Source organism: Winogradskyella wandonensis (genome assembly GCF_004346845.1).
Lineage (GTDB): Bacteria > Bacteroidota > Bacteroidia > Flavobacteriales > Flavobacteriaceae > Winogradskyella > Winogradskyella wandonensis.
Genome location: NZ_SMGI01000001.1, coordinates 283,767 through 309,962, shown reverse-complemented (window position 1 = coordinate 309,962; position 26,196 = coordinate 283,767). Strand labels below are relative to the sequence as shown.

Below are 26,196 nucleotides of genomic sequence, written 5' to 3'. Positions count from 1 at the left end.
AATGAAAATTATTTCAAAGTATTTAAAGTTGCTACCAGTTTTTATAATGGTTTTAGGATTAACTGCATGTAGTGACGATGATGACAACAACGGCCCAGGTGTACAAACTACTACGGTAGTAGATGTTGCTGTTGCTAATGGATTTGATGCCCTTGCAGCTGCCCTTGTAAGAGCAGACTTGGTAACAACTTTAGAAGGACCAGGTCCGTTTACTGTGTTTGCGCCTACGGACGACGCTTTTCAAGATTTATTAGATACAGACCCTACTTGGAATTCTGTAAACGACATTCCGTTAGATTTATTAACTAATGTTTTATTAAACCATGTAATTATTGGTGACAATATCGCTTCTAGTGAATTAATAAATTTAGGTTCTGGTTACGCCACTACTGGCGCTACTGGGCCAAGCAATACAAACTTAAGCCTATATTTTAACGTAGATGGTGGTACGGTAGAGTTAAACGGAGGATTTGATACATCAGCTGGGGCAGACGTAACAACTGCCGATGTTGAGGCTACAAATGGAGTTGTACACGTAATTAATAAAGTATTATTACCACCAACGGTTGTAGATATGGCTATTGCTAATGATGACTTCTCTAGTTTAGTAGCGTCTCTTTTAGAGGCAGATGGAAGTACGGCAGACCCTATGTACGTCGCTACACTTTCAGGTACAGGACCATTTACCGTTTTTGCGCCTAACAATGCTGCTTTTCAAGCATTACTAGATTCTAATATGATGTGGAATTCTCCAGCTGATATCGATGATGCATTATTAAATGCAGTATTAGCACATCATGTAGTGGTTGGAAATAATGTGCAGTCTGGTGATTTAACACCAAACGGAACTACGAGTCCAACAACATTACAAGGTCAAACCATTGATATTACTTTGCCAGGAACAAACGGAAATATTGCAGATGTTGTTGATGGTGCTGGTAACGACGCTGGTATTATAGCTGTAGATGTACAAACGTCCAACGGCGTAATCCATGTTGTAAATGCAGTATTATTACCTGCAAGTTAAAAAGAATAAAAGTCGAGGCTGATTACCTCATTTTTATATTGATTGATTTAGTTAGTGAAAAGCCTTCCATCTTGGAGGGCTTTTTGTATTTATGCTGTATTCTCTAGTATATTTATCGCTAGAAAATAAACGTTGCAAATGCTAAAATCTAAAAACAAAGCCATTCTAACTTTCGAAGATGCAAAACTATATTCAACAAAATCAATTACAGGCGCCACTTTTTTAGGAGGCCCATTGGTAGCTGGCTATTTAATTAGTGAAAATTTTAAGGCTTTTAATGAAACAAATAAAGCTAAAACCTCTTTAATCACAGGTATTGTAGCAACTATATTTTTGTTTACTGCTATCCTTATAATTCCGGAAGACATAATGAGCAAAATTCCTAATTCTGTTATTCCATTGTTCTATACAGGAATTATATGGTTTTTTGTTGAATGGACACAAGGTGACAGATTAAATACTCATAAAGAAAATAACAATACATTTTACTCTGGTTGGCGAGCTGCTGGATTCGGCTTCTTATCCTTGATAATAATTGTCGTGGGGCTGTTTGGTTATTTTTTATTAGAACTAAATAATCCAGCATATAGAACATACGACGATAAGATTGCTGAATTTTCTAAAAACGAAACAGAATCTTTAAAATTTTACGACCGAATAGATTCTAAAGGAAGACTAACACTATTACAAGAATTAGACGAAAACGTAATTCCTCTTTGGGAAGAAAATATCTCTATAGCAAATGAAATTACCAAAATTGAAGGACTATCAACCGATTTGAAATCTAGTAGTGAATCTCTAATTAAATACTCAGAGTTACGTTTAGAAGTTTTTCAATTAACTAGAAAAGCAATAGATGAAGACACTAACAAATACGATTACAAACTTTATGATTTAAACAATCAGATTGAAGCAGTTTTGAAAGATCTAACTGAACTATAAGATTTGAACAATTAAAAAGCCCTCAGAAATTCTGTGAGCTTTTTTTGGGTGGAATTCTAACTATTTTTTCTTGTTACGCTGTTGCATCTTTTTCTGTTGTTCCGCCTGCTCCATCATTTCAGCCATTTTCTTTTGGAAACGATTTTGTTTCTTAGGCTTACTCTTACTCACCTCTATCTTAGCAAGTACCTTCTCTTCGTCAATGATATAGTTTTTAATCACCAACATAATACCAATACTAATAAGGTTAGATATAAAGTAATACAAACTTAATCCTGAAGCGTAATTATTAAAGAATACTAGCATTAATAATGGCGAAAAATAAATCATATATTTCATCATCTTACTCATATCTGGCATACCTTCTTGCGGTGGACCTTGCATCGCCGTTTGCTGACCCGTTGTCATTTTCATGTAAAAGAATATGGCAATAGCAGCCAAAATTGGAAATAGACTTACGTGATCTCCATAAAATGGAATATTGAATGGTAATTCTGCTATAGAATCATAAGAACTTAAATCATCCGCCCATAGAAAGCTTTTTTGTCTTAAATCGAATGCTGTTGGAAAAAACATAAATAAGGCATAGAAAACCGGTATTTGCATTAAACCAGGTAAACAACCGCTCAAGGGACTTGCACCTGCTTTACTTTGTAACGCCATGGTTTCTTGCTGTGCTTTAAGCTTGTTGTCTTTGTATTTTGCTCTTATAGCATCTAATTCTGGTTTAAGAATTTTCATTTTTGCCTGAGACAAAAACTGCTTGTACTGCACAAAAGAGAGTAATATTTTTACCAAAACCGTCATTACTATAATGGCAATTCCATAAGGTAAGAAGCTACTTAACCAGCCGAATAACGGGATAAAAAGCGCTTTATTTATCCAACCAAAAATTCCCCATCCAAATGGGATACTTTCTTCTAAGTTTTTGTCGTAGGACTTTAAGATTTTTGCATCTGTAGGCCCATAATATAGCCCCATGGACTTATTAAATTCGCCACCATTAAGTGCCAATGGCATTTTAGATGTATATAATTTGGTAAAAACCGTATCTACCTCTTCATTTTCTACCAAATCTTTAGACGTCATACTTACCGATTTAAACGGCGTATCGGGCACTAAAATACTGCTAAAAAAGTGCTGTCTATAAGATAACCAATAAACATCCGAAACGACTTCCTCGTCATCACTCATTTGGGCCAACTTATCTATTTTATCGCCATCGTGCTGATAGGTTAAACGCGTATATCTGTTCTCGTAAGACACACTTTGGTCGTGACTAAAACCTCTAAGTTTCCAATCCAAGTTTATTTCCTGAGAACTATTAACAACGTTATCCAAACCTTGAGATTTTATTGAAAAATCAATCATGTAGTCATTAGGTTTAAGCTCGTAGCGATATTCTAGAAAGCGTGTTTCCGATACTTTTAGTTTCATAGAAACTATGGTATTGTCTCCACTTTTAGTTACGCTAGGCTGAAAATAAAGTTGGTCTGTATTTAAAACCCTATTATCTGTTGTCGAAAAATTGATATTTAAATTTGTATTTCCGTCTTTAACAAGATATATCGGTTGGTCATTGTGGTCAACAAACGCTTTTAATTTAACTTCGGCTAAATGACCACCTTTGTTATTAAATTTTAATGCTAAAACATCTGTTTCTACATCTGTCACGGCGTCTGTGGCAGACGGTAAGGTCGAGGCATAGGCAAATGCTCCTAATTTATTTTGAAGTGCAATCTGCGCTAAAGAGTCCGTCGCCGATAGATTAGAATAATCTTCGGCCGTAGTTACTTTAGTAGATAAATCTTGTTCTGTATTTTTAGCTTTGCTTTCGGCTTCGACTTTTTCTGCTTCAGCTTTTTTCTGAGCTTCTAACTCTTCAGGAGATGGTTGGTTTTGATAAAAATACCATATCATGAGTCCAAATAATAGAATAAAACCTATTATCGAGTTAATGTCTAATTTCTTTTCTTCCATATGTATAATTACCGAAGTTTCGGTATTCTAAGTTGATTAGTTATTGCTTGGATAACCCAAAAAGCTGTCCAAAGTACACATTATGCCAAACTGACACTATTTATTTATCTTATATTTTAAGGCTGCAGCAACAAATGACACAAAAAGAGGATGTGGGCTTGCTACAGTACTTTTATATTCTGGATGGTATTGCACACCAACAAACCAATTATGAGAAGGTAATTCTACAATTTCTACCAGCCCAGTTTCGGGATTAAGTCCTGTTGCCTTTAAACCTGCTGCCTCTATTTTCGATTTATAATCATTATTAAATTCAAAACGGTGTCTGTGACGTTCTTTTATATCTTGTGTACCATATGCTTTTTCAGCAATACTTCCTTCTTCAACCTTACAATCCCAAGATCCTAAACGCATGGTTCCACCTTTGTTAACGACATCTTTCTGAGACTCCATTAAATCTATAACTGGATGTGGCGTTTGCTCGTCCATCTCGGTAGAATTTGCATCGTTTAGTCCTAAAACATTTCTAGCATATTCAATTACTGCCATTTGCATACCAAGACATATCCCTAAAAACGGAATATTATGCTCTCTTACGTAACGTACAGCTTCAATCTTACCTTCGATACCGCGTTCTCCAAATCCTGGAGCAACAAGGACACCATCTAAATGACCAAGTTTTCTTTTTACATCGTCAACACTGAGATATTCTGAATGAATAGATTCAATATTTACTTTTACCTCATTCTCTGCACCAGCATGAATAAAAGCTTCTAAAATAGATTTGTATGAATCTTGAAGCTCTACATACTTACCTATTAAACCAATAGTTACCTCGCCTTTAGGGTTTTTATGTCTAGAGAGAAACTCATTCCAGCGCGTTAAATTCGGCTCTTCATTTTTAAGATTTAGTTGTCTTAAAACTACTTTATCTAAACCTTCGTCAAGCATAAGGTTTGGTACATCGTAAATCGTTGAAGCATCTATAGATTGTATAACAGCTTCTTTCTTTACATTGCAAAAACGTGCCAATTTGGTTTTAATACTATCACTAAGCTCGTGTTCGGTACGACAAACTAAAATATCTGCCTGTACACCACTTTCCATTAAGGTTTTTACGCTGTGTTGTGTTGGTTTTGTTTTTAACTCGCCTGCTGCCGATAAATATGGAACAAGCGTTAAATGAATAACACAAGTATTGTGTTCACCTAAATCCCATTCTAACTGACGAACAGCTTCGATATATGGTAAAGATTCTATGTCTCCTACGGTACCACCTATTTCGGTAATAACAATGTCGTAATCGCCAGAATTACCAAGGATTTGAATACGGTGTTTAATCTCGTCTGTTATATGAGGTATTACCTGCACGGTTTTACCTAAAAACTCACCACGACGTTCTTTATCAATTACACTCTGGTAAATTCGTCCAGTAGTTACATTATTAGCTTGTGATGTAGGGACGTTTAAGAAGCGCTCGTAGTGTCCTAAATCCAAATCCGTTTCCGCACCATCGTCTGTAACATAACATTCGCCATGCTCGTAAGGATTTAATGTGCCTGGGTCTATGTTAATGTATGGGTCTAATTTTTGTATGGTTGTTCTGTAACCTTGGGCTTGAAGTAATTTGGCCAGAGATGCCGCTATAATGCCTTTTCCGAGAGAGGAAGACACACCACCAGTTACAAAAATATACTTAGGATTTGTTGTCATGTTGCGCTGTTAAACGCAGGCAAATTTACAAAATTAAATGACTTTATTGGGAATTGTTTTGGGTTTGTTTCTGTTATACCTTACAAAGATTTATAATCTTGATTTTGATAGATTTTTAAGCTAATTTCGTTTAACGATTTATATAGTTTATTAAAACAGAACCATATCATTAATAGTTGTACACAATGCTCGCCTGAATAAAAAACTAATGAAATATACCGAATTAGAAATTCAATTACTAAAGAAACACATAGCTTCAGTTGCAATACCTATAGAATTCATAATTGAATCTAAAGAAAAAATTATTTTATCGTACAAAAATGATAAAGATATATCTATAAAATTGACCAAGGTTTTCCAATACGAAGCTTCCGGTAAGAATTCAGATGGTTCATTTGCTGTTTTCAGTAATAAAGATTTCCAACAATTTATAATGGGAATAAGGAATTGGTTGAATAAAATAAGAACTGACAACCCAAATATTATAAGTAGAAATTCAACTATCGAAAATTTCTCACCGAATTTTTATAATGTATTTCAAGACGCTACGATGATTAGTTGTCTTAATTATAAAGAAAGTGCTGGAATGGTTTATAGGAAATCTCTGGAAATTATAGTTAAAGACTTCTTATTAAAATTTCTACCTGAATTTGAAAATATAATAATCAACGAGACAGTTGGAGGTTTAGTCTTTTTCTTCTATGATAACATTGAAAATAATCTTGTACCAAGAAAAAAAAGAAAGTTTAAGCGTACTGAACATAATTTTGATGAAATACAAAATCAACTGAATGAAATATTACCACTGATTAACTTTGTAAATAATACTTTTAAAATTGGTAATGACTTTAGCCACTATGAAAGAAGGTTGGAAAAATACAAAACAGAAGATTTAGAAAATAACATTAATCAAATTATTCAATATTTAGAATCAAAATATAGTATAATAGAAACCACGAAAAAATTAGAATTAATTGATAAAAGTTTTAAGGATTATAATTTATAAAAACACTGTGTACAACAACGTGTATAGCTCATTGCGGCTGAATTCCTAATCGGAATTCATTGCAATTTGCTACCTTTCGGTTACGGCGGAAAATCATAGCTGATTTCCCGCAACGAGCCATACACAAAACCGTTAAACGAAACTCCACTAAAACTCCCTTCTAATTGTGTAAATAAGTTCTTCTAAGCCGTTGATTTTAATATCGTACATCTGCTGCATCATGCTTCCTAATTTTCCTTGTGGAAAGCCTTTTTGCTGAAACCAGGTATAGTAAGCCTCTGGAATATCTATTAAAAACTGATTTTTGTGTTTACCAAAAGGCATTTTGTAGTTGGCAAGTTCTATTAAAGCCGCTTTATTAGGTTGTATCATTTGGTTTTAAAAGCTTCAAGTCGTTTTAATTCTTTAGAAACATAGATTTCCCATGCCTTTTGCTGTTCTTTATCAATAGAATGATTAGTCTCTTTATCGTATCGACGTTGCATGTCGTAAGAGGCTTTTCTCATGGCTTGATACAGGTTATTAAGCTGAGTTTTTATCTGAGCTGATGCTTTAAGTTTAGTAATTTCTTGTCTAAATTTCCGCGCATGTAACTCGGTAATATTAAAATGAAATTGCTCGTGACGTAAAATATGAGCTGTAGCATCTTCATTTTTTACCCAAGATTCTGTTGGGTAAAATAAACACGCTACATCTGCTTTAAATTTTGTTATGCGGCTTCCTGTTTTACTAATCGAAAATCCAAATGAAATACCCGAAGCTGTTTGTGCTGCAGCACCAGAATTCTTGTTGGGCTTTCCCTTAAAATCCGACCAGACCAACGGTTTATCTTCTTCCCACGAAAAATGCTCTAAATCCTCCTTTTGTGCAAAAGAAAACATAGACACACAAAGAAAAATAAGAAAAAGTCTAGACATACTAATTGAAATTCTTTTTAAGAACGAAAAGTGAGACCGCTTATTGCTAGATGTAATATAGGCTTGATTGTTAATCAACCTCAACAAGCTCAAGATTATCGAACTTTACAACATAGGCTGCTTCATTAACGTAACCGCCAAACAACTTTTTGTTGTATCTAAACTTGTTTTCGATATACTCTGTCTGAATTTCGGAATTTGTAAAACCTTCTTCCGATGCTAAACGAAGTAAAATATCCAACGTTAAATCAAAACCACGAGTAGCGTATTTACTTGGCGTTACGCCATATTTAGAGGTATAGTTAGATATAAAACCTTTTTTAGCCGTACTATCGTAAGATTTATTTATAGTAGCGTAATGAAATTTAAGATTGGACAAATGGTAATTGTTATCTGGATCATTACTTTCAAATGCCTTACTCTTATCCGTCGTGGTTAAAATAATTTCGGTTTTATTAATATTTAAACCATTAAGCAAACTAATAATACTAGAACCAAAAGAAACATCGTCTGTTTCTAAAAACACTATATTTTTTCCTTCTTTAAAAACACCTTCAAATCGTGTTGGATAGATAAAGTAAGCGTCTTTTTCTTTTACTATTTCAGAGAACATCTGTTTTGCTTCAGGAAACTCACGCTTAAGATTATTGCTAATAGATTTATGTTTTTGGTCAGATATGATAACTATCTGATTAATTGTAGAATCGCGCTTAACAAAATCAATCATTTTTTTAGCCAAAATGTCCTTATCTGGAATAGTTTGATACACATTTCTAGAAATTTTAGACGGCTTCGACAACGGCGCAAATACTGGTACATCTTCTTTAGCAACAGAAGCAGCAAAACGGTCAAAAGGTTTACTCATCATTGGACCAATCACTGCATCGTATTCAGAAAAATCTTCGTTATCTAAAATAGTGTTGATTTCTGTTAAACGGTTTTCGGTATCAAAGGTTTTTAAATTGGTCGAAATTCCTAATTGCTTAGCAGAATCTAACGCCATTACAACACCCGAATAAAAATCTAAAGCGATGCCTAGAACTCTGTCCGATTTCATCATCTCCTTAGTTTCTTGCACAGAATCCAAGTCGATACGATGCAATTTAAATGGTAATAAAACAGCCAAGCGTTTCGTCTCTTTGTCCAATATTTTATCCGCTAAATTTGTTTTATCTAAATCTTCTGAAGTATTTAAAACTACATCTACATCCGCTGGAATTTTTAAGACCATACCAGCCTTTAAACCTGTTTCCTTTAAATCTGGATTTAGTTCCTCTAACTGCTCTTGAGTAAGACCTAGTTTTACTTTAAGTCTATAAAACCCTTCCTTTGGCTGAACTTCGTAAAAATTGTATTCAGAATCAGCTACTTCTTTCTCTTCGTTATTGGCAATGTTTGGCACATTTAACTCGTCTCCTGGCTGAATAACGTCATTCATACTAGGATTTAAGTCCTCCAATTCTTTAACGGTGATTCCAAATTTGTAGGCGATACGCCATTTCCCTTCACTAGGCTGTACTGTATATTTTTTAATGGTGTTAGATAAGGTTTGCTTAGACACCACAGTTTTGTATCGTGGTATTCTTATACGGTCACCTTTTCTTAAATTTTCTGAATATAATCTAGGATTTGCTTTTTTGATTTCGTCTTGGCTAATGTTGTAGCGTTTAGCTAAACCAAACAAGGTTTCTTTTCGTTTTACCTTATGACTTTTATAATCTATGATTTCTTTAGAAGGCTCTACAATGGCTTCATTTTTTACCTTCGAATTAGGTATAATTAAAACGGTGTTTGGTCCAAAGTCGTTTTTAGCATCGGGATTTAAAGCATAAATATCGAAAGGCGTTACCAGATACTTTTTGGCGATAGTTTCGATTGTCTCTCCTGATTTTACTTTGTGTGTCTTATAATCTTGCGCATACACACAAAATGAAGAGATACATATAATGATGGCTAAAAAATTCTTCATTTACTTAAATTTAATTATTCCCATTCTATGGTGGCCGGCGGTTTAGAACTAATATCGTACACTACCCTATTAACGCCTTTTACTTTATTTATTATTTCGTTAGACGTCTTTTGCAAAAACTCATAAGGCAAATTTACCCAATCTGCCGTCATGCCATCTGTGCTTTCTACAGCTCTTAAAGCCACACACTTTTCGTATGTTCGCTCATCTCCCATTACGCCTACGCTATTTACTGGTAACAACATGGCTCCTGCTTGCCAAACCTTATCGTATAAATTCCAAGAGCGTAGGTTATTAATAAAAATGGCATCTACTTCTTGTAATATACGAACTTTCTCTCGTGTTAGATCTCCAAGAATTCGGATGGCTAATCCTGGTCCAGGAAATGGATGACGACCTAATAAATGGCTATCCATATTCATAGAAGCACCTACACGTCTTACCTCATCCTTAAATAACGCCTTTAATGGCTCAACCACTTTAAGCTTCATAAAATCTGGTAATCCACCAACATTATGATGACTTTTTATCGTTGCACTTGGTCCGCCTGTAGCCGAAACACTTTCTATAACATCTGGATAAATTGTTCCTTGCGCCAACCACTTTACATCCTTTATGCGATGCGCCTCATCATCAAAAACCTCGATAAACACACGACCTATGGTCTTGCGTTTTTCCTCTGGATCGCTCTTTCCTGCTAGGGCATCCAAAAAGCGTGCCGAAGCATCTACACCTTTTACATTTAATCCCATACCTTCGTATTGGTGCAATACATCTTCGAACTCATTTTTACGTAGTAAACCGTTGTTTACAAAGATGCAGTACAGGTTCTCACCAATGGCTTTATGCAATAACATTGCCGCTACGGACGAGTCCACACCACCAGACAACCCAAGAACCACTTTATCGTTCCCTAGCTTGTCTTTTAAGTCTTGTACGGTTTCTTCTACAAAAGCATTTGGTGTCCAATCTTGCTCAACTTTAGCAATTTTTACTAAGAAATTTTGAAGCAGTTGGTGTCCGTCTGTAGAATGGTAAACTTCTGGATGGAATTGAATAGCGTATGTTGTTTCACCCTCAATCTTAAATGCTGCATTTTCTACATCTTCTGTACTTGCCAATAACACGCCTCCTGTTGGTAGTTTCTTTATGGTATCGCTATGGCTCATCCATACTTGGCTACCTTCGTGTATGTTTTCAAAAAAGTCTTCATCTTCTTTTATAAAACCAAGATTTGCTCTACCGTATTCTCTCGTGTTAGATTCAGCCACTTCACCTCCAGAAAAATGTGCTAAATACTGTGCGCCATAACATACGGCAAGCATAGGTTTTTTCCCTCTAATATTTGATAAATCTGGATGAAGGACGTCTTCTCCCCGAACTGAGTTTGGGCTACCAGAAAGAATAACTGCTTTGAAGCTATCTGAATCTGAAGGAATCTTGTTGAATGGATAAATCTCGCAGTAGATGTTTAACTCTCTAACGCGACGCGCAATAAGCTGTGTGTATTGCGACCCGAAATCTAAAATTAGGACTTTGTTGTGTTGCATGCACAAAAATAGTAATTGATTTCAGATTTGCGATTGACGACTACCGATTTTTTGAATACTTTTTTAACAGTTTTATGACTGTCTCTTATTTAAAGAGTTATGACAGTAAATTCACCTTTCAATGGCTGCAAACATTCAATCAAAGTAGGTATTAAATCCTCTCCAAACTCCAAATACAATTCTGAAAAATTGGTGTTACGCTCTTGCAAGCTTTGATTAGGAAACAGTTGCTCTTGCAAGTCAGTGGCTCTAGAAATTTCGTCAGCAAGTTTTCTTTTTTGAGCTTTTAGTAAGCGTTTTTCGAGATGTTGCAAACCCTTTATTTGCTTTTTTACTTGCGCATCAACAGCACCAATAAATGACTTATCGGTTTGTTCTGCTAGGGTATATAAATGCTGAAATTGTTGTTCTAAATGCTCAATTTGTTCAGTAACATCGATGTCTATATTAGATATTTTCCGAACACGCTTATTAATAAAACTCGGACGTTTTAGAAATAGGTCTTTATTAGAGATGTCTAGGTGTTTTTGTTTTTGATTTTGCTTTTCGGTTTTTATTAAAACTGAATTACGAAGCAACAGTATAGGAAAAACAACCGCTTGCGCTTCAAAATTTGATTTTACTTGAAACCAGTAGGCTAACTCACCGCCGCCGCCAATATAACATAGATTTGGTAGAATAACTTCTTGATACAATGGACGCATTATAACGTTTGGCGAAAAACGCTCTGGAAATTCAATAAGGTGTTTCAGCAATTCGTCTTTTGTCCAACTGATTTCGGTATTATTTACCTTAAATACACCAGCTTCAAAAACAATACGTTCCCGAAGATTATCTGCTATGTAGAATAAATTTATTTCTCTTGGATTAACTTGTACACCGTAACCTAAGGCTTCGATTAGTTTGTTAGTCTCATTAACTTTATTAAAACTCGTTTGCTCTAATAATTCCTTTTGCATGTGCTGAATAAACAAACGTTTCAATTCTGCATTGTCGGCATCTAAAACCACTAAACCATAGTCGGTAAAAAGCGCATTTGCCAAATAACGTGTAGCATCGGCCAAATTATCATGATTAACATAAGCTTCTTTAAACCATAGCTTCAATTGCTCCGCGTGTTTCCCAGGACCAAACTCAGCAGAGATAATATCGTATACGGCTTCTAATCCGTTAGTATCAAAACGACCAACTGCGCCTCCATCTTCCCTATTCCACTGTATTTTTTTGCCTTTAAAATTGAAATAATTAATCTCGTCAAAATCATGGTCTTCTGACGCCATCCAATAAATTGGTACAAAATTATAATCAGGATACTTCTCTTTAAGTTCTTTTGTAAGATTTATGGTCGATATAATTTTGTGTAAGAAATATAACGGTCCCGTAAATAGATTTAATTGATGCCCTGTAGTTACAGTAAACGTATTTTCTTGCTGTAAGCTTTCGATATGCTGAAGCGTCAATTCTGAAGCTTCAACATTTTGATATTGCTTTTTAAGGACTTCAACTAAGATAGTTCTCGACTGATTATTAAAAGCGAAAGATTTCTCTTCAATTTGCGCCTTAAAGTTTTCAAGATTTGGAAAACGATTATATAAGGGCTTTAGCTTTGGGTTTTCATCCAAATAATCGCAGATAAACGAAGAAAAGTAATTTGTTTCTCTAAAAGAAATACAGTCGGTTGGCATGTGTAATCTTTAAATCAGGCATAAATATACATTATGCGCAAAAGACAACTGCTAATTTTTAGTTAATATGACTATTAGAAACACCATATTATAAAACACAGTATTTATTTTTACTAGCTTTGATGCTAAACTAACTCTTACTATGCAAAGACTCCTTTTATCGTTGTTATTTGTTTTTGGATTAAGTCTATCGACATTTTCGCAAAACATTCCATCTCCAGATGAATTTTTAGGTTACCCAATCGGAACACAATTTAGCAGACACCATCAAGTTGTGGACTATTTTAAAGCCGTTGAGAAAGCTGTTCCTAAGCAAATGAAACTAGAAAAATATGGTGCAACTTATGAACGTCGTCCTCTATACTTAGCTTACATATCTAGTGAAGAAAACATAAAAAACCTTGAAAACATACGCGAGAATAATTTGAAGAATGCTGGTTTACTAAATGGCACTTCTAACAATCCTGAAATTGCCATAGTATGGTTAAGTTATAATGTTCATGGTAACGAAGCCTCTAGTACTGAAGCTTCGATATTGACGCTTTACAAACTAATAACCGAAAAGCAAGAGTGGTTAAAAAATACGGTGGTTATTATAGACCCATGTATAAATCCAGATGGTCGTGACCGCTACGTCAATTGGTTTAACGAAACGGCTAGCCAACCTTACGACATCGACCAGCAAGCTAGCGAACATAATGAGCCTTGGCCTGGCGGAAGACCAAATCATTATCTATTTGATTTGAATCGTGATTGGGCTTGGGCAAGCCAAATAGAGTCAGCTTCAAGACTAAAAGCGTATAATAAATGGATGCCACATATTCATGTCGATTTTCATGAGCAAGGCATAAACGAGCCGTATTATTTTGCACCTGCAGCTGAACCGTTTCATGAAATAATTTCGGATTTTCAACGCGACTTTCAGACGGAAATAGGGAAAAACCACGCAAAGTATTTTGATAAAGAAGGTTGGTTATTTTTCACACGCGAACGTTTCGATTTGTTTTATCCAAGTTATGGCGACACCTATCCTACCTACATGGGCGCCATTGGCATGACTTACGAACAAGGCGGTCATGGCCGTGCCGGCTTAGGTATTTTAAATGATGAAGGGCATGTCTTGACTTTAGTAGAACGTTTGACGCATCATACGACTACTGGTTTATCTACTGTTGAGATTGCTTCAAAAAATGCAAAACGCTTAAATGACGAATTTGGGAAATTCTTCGATAATTCAAATTTAAAATATAAAAGCTACGCACTTTCGGGGAATTCAGATAGAATAGAACGTTTGAAATCACTTTTAGATAAGCACAACATTGCATTTGAAAATGCAACTACAACTAAGGCAACTGGCTATAATTATGCAACTGGAAAACAAGGTAGTATTAGTTTAAATAACAACTCGCTTGTAGTACATACAAATCAGCCAAAAGGTAAAATGGTAAAAGTGTTATTTGAGCCTAACGCAAAACTTACTGACTCTTTAACCTATGACATCACAGCTTGGAGTATGCCTTACGCTTACGGATTAGATGCTGTAGCAAGTACTACAAAACTAGCAAGTGCTAAAGGTTCTTCGACTCCAGAATACAGACCTTTGTCTGATGCTTATGGCTATGTGAGTGATTGGAACTCGATGAAAGATGCGCAATTTTTGGCTTCACTTTTAAAAGCAAATTTTAGAGTGCGTTTTACAGAAAAACCATTCACATCAAACGGAAAAAGTTTTGAACGCGGTTCATTAATTATTACAAAAGGTGACAATGCCAAGCTAGACAATATGCTTTCTACCTTGAATAGTATTGCTAAAAAGCATGATAAAGCCCTAGCTACTATCAATTCAGGATTTTCACAACGCACACCAGATATTGGGTCACCTGATATTAAGTTAATCAATAAACAGAAAATTGCTATGCTTTCTGGTGAAGGCACATCATCTTTAAACTATGGCGCACTTTGGCACTTTTTTGAGCAACAATTACATTATCCGGTAACATCGATAAATACGGATAACTTAAACCGAACAAATTTAGATAAGTACAATATCCTAATCATGCCAAGTGGTTATTACGGCCGAATTTTAAATGAGGATATGATGAAAACCTTAAAAGATTGGGTGCGTTCTGGCGGTAAAGTGATTGCTATTGATGCTGCGCTAAGAAGCTTTGCAGGTAAAGACGGCTTCAGCTTAAAGTATAAAACTAGTGAGCCTAACGAGAGTTCTGAAAACCTCACTCCTTATGCTGAACGCGAACGCGAATACGCTAACAACCTGATAACAGGAGCCATCTTTAAAAGTAAAATAGACAATACGCATCCTATGGCTTTTGGTTATGACAACCATTATTTTACCCTAAAAATAGGAAGTTCAGCATATGACTTGTTGGATAACGGTTATAATGTGGGGCATATTTCAGACACTAAAGTGTTCTCTGGTTTTGCAGGAAAAAATGCACTAAATAATTTAGAAAACACGTTAGTATTTGGAGAAGAACGCATGGGAAGTGGAAGTTTTATTTACATGGCAGATAACCCTATGTTCAGAAGTTTTTGGGAAAACGGAAAGCTCTTTTTAGTGAACGCCATTTTCTTTGTTAATAATAATGCATTCGAATTATAAAATAATACTAGCTATACAAATCACCAAATTATGAAATACATCAAATCCTTTTGCCTAAGTCTTCTTGTAGGACTTGTTATAATATCTTGTAAAGAGAGTAACACAGAAGAATCGTCATCAGAGTTAAAAGTCGATTATGAAACCTTTGAACTCGATAACGGACTCAAAGTCCTGTTTCATATCGACCGCTCTGACCCAGTTGTTGCTGTATCACTAACAGCTCATGTAGGTTCTGCAAGAGAAAAAGAAGGACGTACTGGTTTTGCACATTTATTCGAACATTTACTCTTTCTTGAATCCGAAAATCTAGGTAAAGGTGGACTTGATAAAATGAGTGCACGTATTGGTGGCTCTGGCGCAAATGGTTCTACAAGTCGCGACCGTACAAATTATTTACAAACCGTTCCTAAAGACGCCTTAGAAAAAATGATTTGGGCAGAGGCTGATAAGTTAGGCTACTTTATAAATACGGTTACCGAACCTGTTTTAGCAAAAGAAAAGCAAGTCGTAAAAAACGAAAAACGTCAATCTGTAGACAACAGACCTTATGGGCACAACCAATATGTCATAGACAAAAATCTATATCCCGAAGGACATCCGTATAGTTGGCAAGTCATTGGCTCGTTAGAAGACCTACAAAACGCGACTTTACAAGACGTTAAAGATTTCTTTAACCGCTGGTATGTACCTAATAATGTGATTTTGACTATTGCTGGAGATTTTGATAAAGACCAAGCGAAAGCTTGGGTTAAAAAGTATTTTGATGAAATTCCACGTGGTGAAGACATCCCTGCATTAGCCAAACAATCTGCTGTTCTTGACGCCTCAAAACACCTGTACTACGAAGATAATTTTGCAAGAGTACCACGATTAACTATGGCTTGGCCTGGCGTTCATCAGTATCACGAAGACTCCTATGCACTTAGCGTCTTAACGCAATATTTATCTCAAGGAAAAAAAGCACCTCTAAACAAGGTTTTAGTAGATGAAGAGCAATTAACGAGCTTTGTAAGTATGGGCGAATATAATTCTGAAATTGCAGGACAAATACAACTTAGCGTTACTGCATTTAACCAAGTAGAGCTAAATGATGTAGCAAAAGCCATTGAAAAAGGATTTACATTGTTTGAAGAAAATGGTATTTCAGAAGAAGATTTAAACCGAATTAAAGCTGGACAAGAAACTAATTTCTACAGCGGATTATCCAGTGTTTTAGGAAAAGGTGCACAGCTTACACAATACGAAATGTTTGCTGGCAATGCTAGCTTCATCACTAAAGATGTAGAAAATATTTTAGCGGTAACACCAGAAGATGTAATGCGCGTTTATAACACCTACATTAAAGACAAAAACTACATAGCTACGAGTTTTGTGCCTAAAGGTCAGAAGAATTTGGTCTTAGCCAATTCTGAATTGGCAGAAGTTGTTGAAGAACAAATTGTTGAAGGTGCAGAAGAAACATTCGACGCCTCCATTGCAGCCACTTACGAAAAAACACCTTCAAGTTTTGACAGAAGTATTGAGCCACCTTATGGTGAGAGTCCAGAAATAAACGTCCCAGAAGTTTGGAAAGAAAATTTAAATTCAGGACTAAAAGTAGCTGGTATCGAAAATGATGAGGTGCCGTTAGTACAATTTCAACTAAAGATTAAAGGTGGTATGTTATTAGAAAATACAGATAAAATTGGTGTTTCTAATCTAATGGCCAACCTTTTAACCCGAGGTACAAAGAATAAAACACCCGAGCAGTTAGAAAATGAAATTGAAAGCATAGGAGCACGCATTAACGCTTACGCAACGGAAGACGCCGTTTATATCACAGGTAGCAGCCTATCCAAACATTTTGATGCTACTATGGATCTGGTGACTGAGATACTTCTTGAACCACGTTGGGATACTAAAGAATTTGAATTAGCCAAGCAAAGCGTAAAAAGTAGTATTCAACGTCAGAAGGCAAATCCAAACGCCATTGCGGCAAACGAATATTCAAAATTACTTTACGGAAAAGACCATATTTTGGCCAATAACAACCAAGGTACAGAAACTTCAGTAGAAGCAATTACAATAGAAGATTTGAAAAACTATTACCAAACAAATCTTACGCCGAAGCTAGCATCGTTTAATGTTGTAGGTGACATTTCTAAGGACGTTGTGGTCTCAAATTTAGAAACTATCAATTCTACATGGGAAGCAAAAGACGTTACAATTCCTACTTTACCAGAAGTAAAAGCCCCAACAAAATCGATAGTTTATTTTTATGATGTGCCAAATGCCAAGCAATCTCAGATACGTTTTGGCTATCCTGGACCAAAAGCTACAGACAACGATTATTATGCCGCAACAGTTATGAATTATCGCTTAGGTGGTGGTGGTTTTGCTTCGCAATTAACACAACAATTACGTGAAGGTAAAGGTTATACCTACGGTATTCGTTCGCGTTTTAGTGGTGACGATTTAACAGGCGATTTTCAAATTTCTAGTGGAGTGCGTTCTAATGTCACATACGAGTCTGCAGCATTAATAAAAGACATTTTAGAAAACTACGCTAAAGATTTTGACAGTACCGATTTAGAAGTCACCAAAGGCTATACGATAAAGAGTAATGCCAGAGCTTTTGAAACCTTAGGCGCAAAACTCCGCATGCTTTCAAATATAAGTGAGCTAGGTTTTCCTGATGATTACGCTAAACAACGCGAGGCCATTGTTAAAGGGTTGACTGTCGAAGACATGAAAGCACTTGCAGGCAAATATCTGCGTCCAGACCAAATGATTTATTTAGTCGTTGGTGATGCCGCTACGCAATTAGATAAATTAGAGCAATTAGGTTTTGGCAAGCCTGTGTTACTCAATCCTACCTACGAGGCTTTAGACCAGTAAAAGGTAATTATATTAAAACAAAAAGAGCTAGTTAAAAAACTAGTTCTTTTTGTTTAAGCGTTATTGACTACAATTACCATCAATAATATCTTGAATTGATGGATTATACTGGTTATTTGATATATGTATACCATTAAAAGGAGATGTTTGTATAGAAACAAAATTCCCATTTACAAATAAATTTTGTAAAGCGCAAAAATCAGTCAATACTGAATTACCTAAATCAACAAAAATATCGAAATCTAAATCTCTTCCTATAAACATTCCAATATTTTCAATTACATTATCTAAACCATTTAAACTCTCTAATGAATCATTACCTGCTATAAATAATGCTCCGATTTCTGTTACATTAATTAAAGCTGATAAATCTGTCAACCCATCATTGTTACTTATCCTAAACCAATCATAATTAGTTACTTGATTTAAACCTTCTAGTGAGGTGATATTTGGACTATTTTCTAAAGTAAAAGAACTTATATTTTGCAAAGAGGACAATGTCTCTAATGAATTTAACGAATTGTTATTTCGTAAATTAAATTGACCACCAATAGTCGTTAGATTATTTAACCCATTCAGTGAAGAAAGAGAATCATTATTAAATAAAGACAGTCCTACATTTAAAACTGTAATATTTTCTAGACCTTGAAGGTTAATAAGCTCAGTTTGTCTTATTGTTAAAAAACCCGTGACAGAGTTTATTGACGATAATGGAGCAAGATTGTTAATATTACTTACTTGATTGTTAATCGTCTCTCCTAATAATAGATTACCATTTATTTGATTATAATCAAAATTACCAAAGAAATCAACCTCTTCCTGGGTTCTTAATGTAACATCGCCATTAAATATACCGCCTGTATCTTCACAGGTGCTAACATTACCTAAATCTACAGATGCGCCATTTACAGAAACGTCATAAGCAATAGTCCATTGATTTGTATCAAAATCATATATCTGAATATTTACCATTGAGTCTATGCAATGAATAATCTCAATATCTAAAACACCATCTGTTATGCTAAATATGTTATTCCCATCAATATAAACATAACCATTAGTTAGAGGGTTTCCTATACAATTAGTTACAAAACCATTTATGTTTGTAGATGTAACCTCCTGAGGTTGAGAAAAATTAAGATTAACTGTAGTATCGGTCATAAAACCGCCCAAAATATCTTGGTAAACAATGAGGTTTTGACAAGAACCCGACGCACTACGAACTATTATTTCAATTTCCTCATTTCTTGGTACCAATCCACAGGTTAAGTCATCATCTGAATACACTGTTCCAGAAAAAATAACTTGACCGTTTGAAACTCTAAGAATTGAAACATTATATGGTGTTGAAGTAGTTGAGGCATTAGCTTGTTCTGGGTTTATAGAATAACAAAATTCTACAGAATTAAAAGGAATATCACAATTCCACCATGTAAAGTGAGTCACATTAGCAATATACTTATTCCCATCTTTAACAGCCTGCCCATCTTCTTTCCAATACCCTTGTTCTTCATCAAAATACCACAGAGTAATACTTTCTGGTGCAACATCATTTTGATAAAATGATATAGGAAACTCAATATTGGCAGGATTTGCCTCATTTATATTTAATATTTCACCCGAAGGCGAAAATAAATTGACAGAAACCATTCCGTAAGATTCTAGACCTCTAGCTTCATTATCGGCCGTTTGAGCAAATAAACTACCTGGCATTTCTCTAAAAGTAGTTGAGTAAAATGGAGTTAAATAATTTAAAACAACCTCAACTTCACCATTATATTCACTTCCATCTTCTCTTATAAAATCACCTGTGAAACTAACTTTAGCTCCAGATTTAGACACCACTGATGGCTCTCCAGAATTAATAGTGGCAGTTGTTTCCTTTTCAAACAAAACTATTTGGATATTGTTTGTACCCGTTTCCTTAGGAATTACTACTCTTGAACCATCAATATAACCCTGTTTCTTTGCTTTGATATAAGCGAAATTCTCAAAAACTGGTGCATTGTTCAATATAAAAATACCGTTTCGGTCAGTTGTGGTAGTAACTCCATCAATTTCAATTTGTACATCTGAAAGCAAGTCACCAGACGTATTTTTTATTGTACCTATAAAATTTGCGGTAGTTGAATTACCAAAATTCTGTGCTTGAAACTCCTCGTCCATTAAACTAATTTCTGGGTTTGAAGTGCTTGGAGAACTCAAATCGACAGGGTCTTTTTCACAAGAAAAAAAGAAAGCAACAGATACAAATAGAAGCGCAATACGGATAAAATTTTTCATAATCTTGGAGGTTGAATTCGTTATAATAGATGTAAAAAACAAAAATGGTTGCGTGAAATTTCACATAAAAATAATATTTCAATTTATAACATTTACTTTAAACCTAAAACTACCATTCTAAAATTCTTAACTGATAGTTATTATATTTAGGCAGTTATAAACAACCCAAAACTTAATATGAATCACAACGAATACCTAGCCAATCGACTTAGAGAAATTCTTTTAAATGGTAAATGGGTGACTGGCACCAACTTTAAAGAACAGATAGAAGATTTAACGTGGATAGAAGCAACTAAAAAAGTGGAAAACTTTAATACCATAGCGAGTCTAACCTTCCATATTAATTATTATTTATCTGGAGTTATGGACGTCTTTAAAGGTGGAGAATTGACTATTAGGGACAAATTCAGCTTTGATGCTCCTGAAATTAAGAATGAAAACGATTGGAATGAACTAAAAGAAACCTTTATAAAAAACTCAGAAAGGTTTATTGGATTCGTTCAAAACATGAAAACAGAACAATTAATGAGCGCTTTTGTAAAAGAAGACTATGGGTCGTACTACAGAAATATTGATGTAATGATAGAACATACGTATTACCATCTTGGGCAAATTATACTCATTAAAAAAATGATTTAAAACTAAGAAGCCGGCACTTCGAGAACCTCAGTGACCGGCTTTATATTTTTTATAAGTTTTACTATTCTAGAACATCTCTCTTCCTGAGAAATGAAAAGCGCCTTCAATAGCCGCATTTTCATCACTATCACTTCCGTGAACAGCGTTCTCACCAATAGAAGCGGCATATAATTTACGGATAGTACCTTCAGCAGCCTCTGCTGGATTAGTTGCACCAATTAAAGCTCTAAAATCTTCAACAGCGTTGTCTTTTTCTAAGATTGCTGCAACAATAGGACCTCGAGTCATGTACTCTACTAATTCTCCAAAGAATGGACGCTCACTGTGGATAGCGTAAAATTCTTGAGCATCAGCCTTAGTCATTTGCGTTAATTTCATTGCTACGATTCTAAAACCCGAAGCATTAATTTTTTCTAGTATTGCGCCAATGTGTCCTTTTTCAACAGCATCTGGCTTTAACATTGTAAATGTTCTGTTAGTTGCCATATTTTTTTAGTTTACTTACCACCAAAACCCCTTGGTGAATTTTCGTGCAAAAATACGCTATTTTATAGAATACACAAGCCCTAAGATTGGGCTTTAATACTTATACTTTTCTTGGTTTATCATTTTAGAGATTTGCCATTAAATTGTATATTCGTCCGTTATGAAAAACGAAGATATCAAAGCCATAAAGGCGCTGCTTAGTATTCCTAAAAACATTGTTATTGTTCCGCATAGAAATCCAGATGGCGATGCCATTGGCTCAACACTTGGGTTAATGCATTATCTCAAGGGTTATAATCACGATGTTACCGTTATTGCACCAAACGATTATCCTGAATTTTTAAAATGGATACCTGGCGAAGCTTCAATTTTAAAATTCGAAACCGAGCAAGAGGCGTCTCAAGAGCTTATTTCTAAAGCAGATATAATATTTACTTTAGATTTTAATGCGTTACAGCGCACAGGAAACGACATGGCTGAAGTTTTAGAAGCTTCGGATGCTCTGAAAATTATGATAGACCACCACCAAGCACCTGACAATTATGCTACTTACATGTACTCTGATGTATCAATGTCTTCAACATGCGAAATGGTTTACAATTTTATTGAAATGCTTGGCGACACAGATAAAATTACATCAGAAATAGCCACATGTATTTACGTTGGTATTATGACGGATACGGGTTCTTTCCGTTTTAGGTCAACAACAAGCAGAACGCACCAAGTCATTGCTAACTTAATTGATAAGGGTGCAGATAATACCAACATTCACAACCAAGTTTATGATACTAATAGTTATAGCAGATTGCAATTATTGGGTAGAGCGCTTCAGAATTTAAAGGTTATTCCAGAGTTTCATACTGCTTATATTACACTTTCTCAAGCCGAGTTAGATGAATTCAATTTTAAAAAAGGAGATACCGAAGGTGTCGTGAATTACGCACTATCAATTCAAAATACGCGATTAGCTGCTATTTTTATTGAAAACACGCAAGAAGGTATTATCAAAATATCGCTACGCAGTAAAGGTGATTTTTCGGTGAATGAATTATCTAGAGCTCACTTTAACGGAGGTGGCCATACAAACGCTGCTGGTGGTCGTAGTGAAGATACCTTGGAAGCTACGGTTGAAAAATTTATTGCTATATTGCCTGAATATAAAAGCCAGCTGACCTAAGGTTTTTATATTAAACCATAGAAGCATGAAACACCTACTAATTCTATTTATGGCTTTACTTCTTTTGGGATGCAAATCACCCGAAGCAAGACCTCCTGTAAACACAAAATCAGGCTCGTTTATTAAAGAATCTGTAGAACGAAATAAAAAACTTAATAAAGTAGAGCGTAAAAGAATTGAGGAAGTTATCTCTAATTTGCCTAATAAAAACTTTACGATTTCAGAAAATGGATTTTGGTATCGTTATAATAAAAAGGTTGATACTAGTGCTGAAACTCCACAATTTGGTGACCGTATAGAGTATTCTTACGATGTTTCTAATCTTAGCGGACAAACCATATACTCTAAAGAAGAGCTTGGTAACCAAGTTTACTTTATGGACAAAGAAGAATTATTTTCTGGCTTAAGAGAAGGACTAAAACTCATGAAACCTACAGAAGAAATAACATTTATATTCCCATCGCAGAAAGCCTACGGTTATTATGGAGATGATAATAAAATAGGCGCAAATGTGCCACTAATTTGTAACGTAACTTTAAAAACTATAACCCAAAACAATGACTAAGAAATTATTTATGCCCCTAGCAGCAATTTTGTTATTACTAACAGCAAGCTGTAAAGAACCAAGATACGATTTAGAAGACGGTTTGTATGCCGAATTTGTTACTACAAAAGATACTATGGTTGCTAAATTATTTTATAAGGAAGCACCTGTAACCGTTGCTAATTTTGTTGCTCTTGCCGAAGGCAAACACCCATTAGTTAAAGAAGAGTACAAAGGAAAAAAATATTACAATGGCACAACGTTTCACCGTGTTATTAATGATTTTATGATACAAGGTGGTGACCCAACCGCAACAGGTTCTGGTGACCCAGGTTACAAATTTGAAGACGAATTTAGTAATGATTTAAAACACACAAAACCGGGTATTTTGTCCATGGCTAACTCTGGGCCAAATACTAATGGTTCACAGTTTTTTATTACTGAAAAAGCCACTCAGTTTTTAGATGCTTATCAAGCCGATGGTACACTTAAAAAGTGTGGTCGTTTTCCTGGTGGCGGTTGTCACGCTGTATTTGGAGAGTTAGTTTTAGGCCTTGATGTTCAAGACTCTATTTCAAATGTCAAAGTACAACCAGGAAGTAATAAACCTTTAGAAGATGTGGTTATAAAAGAGCTTAACATTATCCGTATTGGCTCTGAAGCTAAGAAGTTCGACGCTGCTAAAGAGTTCACAGAAGGCTTACCTAAATTAAAAGAGCAACAAGAAAAAGCAGCGGAAGAAGCTCGTCTTAAAGCCGAAGAAGAGAAGAAAGCTGCAGAAGAAAAGAAAGCTGAAGCTGCGGCAGAATTTAAGCCAACGTTAGACGATTACATGTCTAAAGCAAAAGCACTGCCTTCTGGTTTAAAAGTACATTACTTAAACAAAGGAACAGGTACTAAGCCAAAAACGGGACAAATGGCTATGATAAACTACCAAGGCTATTTTACTGATGGTAAATTGTTAGATAGTAACATCGAAGAATGTGAAGAACGTTACGGTATGCTTAATCCTATGAAAGTTCAACGTAATATGTATGCCCCAACACCAATGAAAATAAGCCCTGATGCACAGTTATTTGCAGGCTTTAGAGAAGCATTAGCCATGATGCGCGTTGGAGATAAGGCATTCTTCTACTTCCCATCACACTTAGCTTATGGTGAAAGCGGACGTCCACCAGTAGTGCAACCAAACACAGATTTAGCTTTTATTATTGAAATGGTAGATATTCAGAAATAATCTGAAATAAAACAAACAAAAAAGCAGCTACTCTCTGGAATAGCTGCTTTTTTAATTTTTAGAAATCGTTGTTATTTCTTTTTAGGAATATTCTTCAATATCTCTAAAACAAATTCCCAATATTTTTGTGTAGATGATATCTGAGCGCGTTCGTCTGGTGAGTGTGCGCCTTTAATATTTGGTCCAAAACTAATCATATCCATGTTAGGATAATTTTGTCCCAAAATTCCACATTCTAATCCTGCATGGCAGGCAGCAACATGAGGTTTTTCGCCATTATTCAGTCGCTCATAAATAGGAACCATAGTTTTTAGAATATCAGAGTCCATATTTGGTGCCCAACCTGGATAATCACCAGAAAATTCGACCTCACATCCTGTTAGCTCAAAAGTTGCGCGCAACGTATTAGCTAAATCATACTTAGAACTCTCAACGGAACTGCGCGTTAAACAGCCAATTTTTATCTGTCCATCCTTAACAATAACTCGCGCAATGTTATTGGATGTTTCTACCAAGTCAGGAATGTCTGGACTCATGCGATAAACGCCATTTAATGCTGCGTAAAGTGCCCTTGTTAAACCTTCTTGGACGCCCAAATCCATAATCTTTTCAGGAGTATCAATTTTAGAAATTTCAATTTCTAAATCTGGTTCCATGGTTTTATATTCTTTCTTAATTGTTTCAGAAAGTTGTTGCATCTCCAATTTAAAAGCTTCTTCATGAACAGCATCAATAGCTACAATGGCTTTGCTCTCTCTAGGGATTGCATTTCTTAAACTTCCGCCATCAATTTCAGCAATACGTAATCCAAAATTCTCAAAACCATCAAATAACAAGCGATTCATCAACTTATTAGCATTACCCAAACCTTCGTGAATCTGCATACCCGAATGTCCGCCTTGTAAACCTTTGACTTCAATCTGATAACCAATTTTGAACTCAGGTGTTTCTTCTTCGTTATATTCTCGAGTTGCCGTGACATCAACACCGCCAGCACAACCAACACCAATTTCATTGTCTTCTTCGGTATCTAAATTCAGTAGTATTTCACCTTTAAGCAAACCACCTTTAAGCCCCATTGCACCAGTCATTCCTGTTTCTTCGTCAATTGTAAACAGCGCTTCTAAATCTGGATGAGCAATACTATCACTCTCTAAAACAGCCATAATTGTTGCAACACCCAGTCCATTATCGGCACCAAGTGTTGTACCTCTAGCTTTTACCCAATCACCATCGACATACATGTCAATACCTTGAGTATCAAAATCGAAAACTGTGTCGTTATTTTTTTGATGCACCATGTCGAGATGACTTTGCATCACGATTGGCTTTCTATCTTCCATTCCTTTTGTGGCAGGTTTACGGATAATAACGTTACCAACCTCATCCTCAATAGTTTCTAAACCAAGACTTTTACCAAAATCTTTCATGAACTTAATAACACGTTCCTCCTTTTTTGAAGGTCTAGGAACAGCATTTAAATCTGCAAACTTATTCCATAATGCTTTAGGTTCTAAAGCTCTTATCTCTGAACTCATATC

Annotated in this window: 19 protein-coding genes; 9 read left to right on the top strand and 10 right to left on the bottom strand. The window is 35.3% G+C overall.

From position 1 onward, the window contains the following. The first annotated feature begins 1 nt into the window (after position 1). Both DFQ05_RS01430 and DFQ05_RS01425 read left to right on the top strand, forming a co-directional pair. Positions 2–1,027, top strand: a complete 1,026-nt coding sequence (locus DFQ05_RS01430) for a fasciclin domain-containing protein (RefSeq protein ID WP_132702833.1) — start codon at positions 2–4, stop codon at positions 1,025–1,027. Between the two features lie 138 nt (positions 1,028–1,165). Beyond that, a complete protein-coding gene (locus tag DFQ05_RS01425; protein WP_132702831.1) occupies positions 1,166–1,969 on the top strand; it encodes a hypothetical protein in 804 nt (267 codons plus the stop codon). Between the two features lie 60 nt (positions 1,970–2,029). Here the strand turns inward: DFQ05_RS01425 and yidC are convergent, their stop codons facing one another. Together yidC and DFQ05_RS01415 are read right to left on the bottom strand one after the other, a co-directional pair. Then, on the bottom strand, positions 2,030–3,949 hold the full coding sequence (yidC, locus tag DFQ05_RS01420; RefSeq protein WP_132702829.1) for a membrane protein insertase YidC: 1,920 nt from the start codon (positions 3,947–3,949) through the stop codon (positions 2,030–2,032). Positions 3,950–4,045: 96 nt separating this feature from the next. Further along, positions 4,046–5,662 (bottom strand): CTP synthase, encoded by a 1,617-nt coding sequence (locus tag DFQ05_RS01415; RefSeq protein WP_132702827.1) that lies wholly within the window; start codon positions 5,660–5,662, stop codon positions 4,046–4,048. Between the two features lie 208 nt (positions 5,663–5,870). Here DFQ05_RS01415 and DFQ05_RS01410 point away from each other — a divergent pair, with 208 nt between their 5' ends. Then, positions 5,871–6,668, top strand: coding sequence for a hypothetical protein (locus tag DFQ05_RS01410; RefSeq protein ID WP_132702825.1), 798 nt, complete (start codon positions 5,871–5,873; stop codon positions 6,666–6,668). A gap of 147 nt (positions 6,669–6,815) precedes the next feature. Here the strand turns inward: DFQ05_RS01410 and DFQ05_RS01405 are convergent, their stop codons facing one another. From DFQ05_RS01405 to bshC, 5 genes are all read right to left on the bottom strand, one after another. Continuing rightward, the gene (locus DFQ05_RS01405; RefSeq protein WP_132702823.1) at positions 6,816–7,040 is read right to left on the bottom strand and encodes a DUF3820 family protein; all 225 of its coding nucleotides are present in this window, start codon (positions 7,038–7,040) and stop codon (positions 6,816–6,818) included. Continuing rightward, complete coding sequence (locus DFQ05_RS01400) at positions 7,037–7,585, bottom strand: DUF922 domain-containing protein (protein WP_132702821.1); 549 nt, start codon at positions 7,583–7,585, stop codon at positions 7,037–7,039. Before DFQ05_RS01400 ends, DFQ05_RS01405 begins: the two co-directional genes overlap by 4 nt. Positions 7,586–7,655: 70 nt before the next feature. After that, entirely contained in the window at positions 7,656–9,554 is a 1,899-nt protein-coding gene (locus DFQ05_RS01395; protein ID WP_132702819.1) for a LysM peptidoglycan-binding domain-containing protein, read from the bottom strand. 14 nt (positions 9,555–9,568) lie between these two features. Continuing rightward, on the bottom strand, positions 9,569–11,104 hold the full coding sequence (gene guaA / locus DFQ05_RS01390; RefSeq protein ID WP_132702817.1) for a glutamine-hydrolyzing GMP synthase: 1,536 nt from the start codon (positions 11,102–11,104) through the stop codon (positions 9,569–9,571). 89 nt (positions 11,105–11,193) lie between these two features. Next, entirely contained in the window at positions 11,194–12,789 is a 1,596-nt protein-coding gene (bshC, locus tag DFQ05_RS01385) for a bacillithiol biosynthesis cysteine-adding enzyme BshC (RefSeq protein ID WP_132702815.1), read from the bottom strand. 142 nt (positions 12,790–12,931) lie between these two features. Between bshC and DFQ05_RS01380 the strand changes: the two genes are divergently transcribed. After that, the gene (locus DFQ05_RS01380) at positions 12,932–15,412 is read left to right on the top strand and encodes a M14 family metallopeptidase (protein ID WP_132702813.1); all 2,481 of its coding nucleotides are present in this window, start codon (positions 12,932–12,934) and stop codon (positions 15,410–15,412) included. A gap of 30 nt (positions 15,413–15,442) precedes the next feature. Continuing rightward, positions 15,443–18,289 (top strand): M16 family metallopeptidase, encoded by a 2,847-nt coding sequence (locus DFQ05_RS01375; protein WP_132702811.1) that lies wholly within the window; start codon positions 15,443–15,445, stop codon positions 18,287–18,289. Between the two features lie 60 nt (positions 18,290–18,349). On the opposite strand, the gene DFQ05_RS01370 is transcribed toward DFQ05_RS01375, so the two are convergent. After that, positions 18,350–20,572: a leucine-rich repeat protein gene (locus tag DFQ05_RS01370; RefSeq protein WP_132702809.1), complete on the bottom strand. Its 2,223-nt coding sequence runs from the start codon at positions 20,570–20,572 to the stop codon at positions 18,350–18,352. A gap of 177 nt (positions 20,573–20,749) precedes the next feature. Between DFQ05_RS01370 and DFQ05_RS01365 the strand changes: the two genes are divergently transcribed. Then, on the top strand, positions 20,750–21,211 hold the full coding sequence (locus DFQ05_RS01365; RefSeq protein ID WP_132702807.1) for a DinB family protein: 462 nt from the start codon (positions 20,750–20,752) through the stop codon (positions 21,209–21,211). 66 nt (positions 21,212–21,277) lie between these two features. Here DFQ05_RS01365 and DFQ05_RS01360 read toward each other — a convergent pair whose 3' ends face one another. Next, positions 21,278–21,697, bottom strand: a complete 420-nt coding sequence (locus DFQ05_RS01360) for a nucleoside-diphosphate kinase (RefSeq protein WP_132702805.1) — start codon at positions 21,695–21,697, stop codon at positions 21,278–21,280. A gap of 160 nt (positions 21,698–21,857) precedes the next feature. Between DFQ05_RS01360 and DFQ05_RS01355 the strand changes: the two genes are divergently transcribed. From DFQ05_RS01355 to DFQ05_RS01345, 3 genes are read left to right on the top strand one after another with little or no spacing between them, the layout of a single operon-like run. Continuing rightward, positions 21,858–22,874 (top strand): DHH family phosphoesterase, encoded by a 1,017-nt coding sequence (locus DFQ05_RS01355; protein ID WP_132702803.1) that lies wholly within the window; start codon positions 21,858–21,860, stop codon positions 22,872–22,874. Between the two features lie 25 nt (positions 22,875–22,899). Further along, positions 22,900–23,439, top strand: coding sequence for a gliding motility-associated peptidyl-prolyl isomerase GldI (gene gldI, locus DFQ05_RS01350; RefSeq protein ID WP_132702800.1), 540 nt, complete (start codon positions 22,900–22,902; stop codon positions 23,437–23,439). Continuing rightward, positions 23,432–24,655 (top strand): peptidylprolyl isomerase, encoded by a 1,224-nt coding sequence (locus DFQ05_RS01345; protein WP_132702798.1) that lies wholly within the window; start codon positions 23,432–23,434, stop codon positions 24,653–24,655. The genes gldI and DFQ05_RS01345 overlap by 8 nt, the downstream gene beginning before the upstream one ends. Positions 24,656–24,726: 71 nt before the next feature. Here DFQ05_RS01345 and DFQ05_RS01340 read toward each other — a convergent pair whose 3' ends face one another. Next, on the bottom strand, positions 24,727–26,193 hold the full coding sequence (locus tag DFQ05_RS01340) for an aminoacyl-histidine dipeptidase (RefSeq protein ID WP_132702796.1): 1,467 nt from the start codon (positions 26,191–26,193) through the stop codon (positions 24,727–24,729). Between the last annotated feature and the right edge of the window lie 3 nt (positions 26,194–26,196).

Excerpts from the sequence above, each read along its gene's own strand:
- DFQ05_RS01430 (WP_132702833.1), top strand. The coding sequence starts at position 2 with ATGAAAATTATTTCAAAGTATTTAAAGTTGCTACCAGTTTTTATAATG.
- DFQ05_RS01425 (WP_132702831.1), top strand. The coding sequence starts at position 1,166 with ATGCTAAAATCTAAAAACAAAGCCATTCTAACTTTCGAAGATGCAAAA.
- yidC (WP_132702829.1), bottom strand. The coding sequence starts at position 3,949 with ATGGAAGAAAAGAAATTAGACATTAACTCGATAATAGGTTTTATTCTA.
- DFQ05_RS01415 (WP_132702827.1), bottom strand. The coding sequence starts at position 5,662 with ATGACAACAAATCCTAAGTATATTTTTGTAACTGGTGGTGTGTCTTCC.
- DFQ05_RS01410 (WP_132702825.1), top strand. The coding sequence starts at position 5,871 with ATGAAATATACCGAATTAGAAATTCAATTACTAAAGAAACACATAGCT.
- DFQ05_RS01405 (WP_132702823.1), bottom strand. The coding sequence starts at position 7,040 with ATGATACAACCTAATAAAGCGGCTTTAATAGAACTTGCCAACTACAAA.
- DFQ05_RS01400 (WP_132702821.1), bottom strand. The coding sequence starts at position 7,585 with ATGTCTAGACTTTTTCTTATTTTTCTTTGTGTGTCTATGTTTTCTTTT.
- DFQ05_RS01395 (WP_132702819.1), bottom strand. The coding sequence starts at position 9,554 with ATGAAGAATTTTTTAGCCATCATTATATGTATCTCTTCATTTTGTGTG.
- guaA (WP_132702817.1), bottom strand. The coding sequence starts at position 11,104 with ATGCAACACAACAAAGTCCTAATTTTAGATTTCGGGTCGCAATACACA.
- bshC (WP_132702815.1), bottom strand. The coding sequence starts at position 12,789 with ATGCCAACCGACTGTATTTCTTTTAGAGAAACAAATTACTTTTCTTCG.
- DFQ05_RS01380 (WP_132702813.1), top strand. The coding sequence starts at position 12,932 with ATGCAAAGACTCCTTTTATCGTTGTTATTTGTTTTTGGATTAAGTCTA.
- DFQ05_RS01375 (WP_132702811.1), top strand. The coding sequence starts at position 15,443 with ATGAAATACATCAAATCCTTTTGCCTAAGTCTTCTTGTAGGACTTGTT.
- DFQ05_RS01370 (WP_132702809.1), bottom strand. The coding sequence starts at position 20,572 with ATGAAAAATTTTATCCGTATTGCGCTTCTATTTGTATCTGTTGCTTTC.
- DFQ05_RS01365 (WP_132702807.1), top strand. The coding sequence starts at position 20,750 with ATGAATCACAACGAATACCTAGCCAATCGACTTAGAGAAATTCTTTTA.
- DFQ05_RS01360 (WP_132702805.1), bottom strand. The coding sequence starts at position 21,697 with ATGGCAACTAACAGAACATTTACAATGTTAAAGCCAGATGCTGTTGAA.
- DFQ05_RS01355 (WP_132702803.1), top strand. The coding sequence starts at position 21,858 with ATGAAAAACGAAGATATCAAAGCCATAAAGGCGCTGCTTAGTATTCCT.
- gldI (WP_132702800.1), top strand. The coding sequence starts at position 22,900 with ATGAAACACCTACTAATTCTATTTATGGCTTTACTTCTTTTGGGATGC.
- DFQ05_RS01345 (WP_132702798.1), top strand. The coding sequence starts at position 23,432 with ATGACTAAGAAATTATTTATGCCCCTAGCAGCAATTTTGTTATTACTA.
- DFQ05_RS01340 (WP_132702796.1), bottom strand. The coding sequence starts at position 26,193 with ATGAGTTCAGAGATAAGAGCTTTAGAACCTAAAGCATTATGGAATAAG.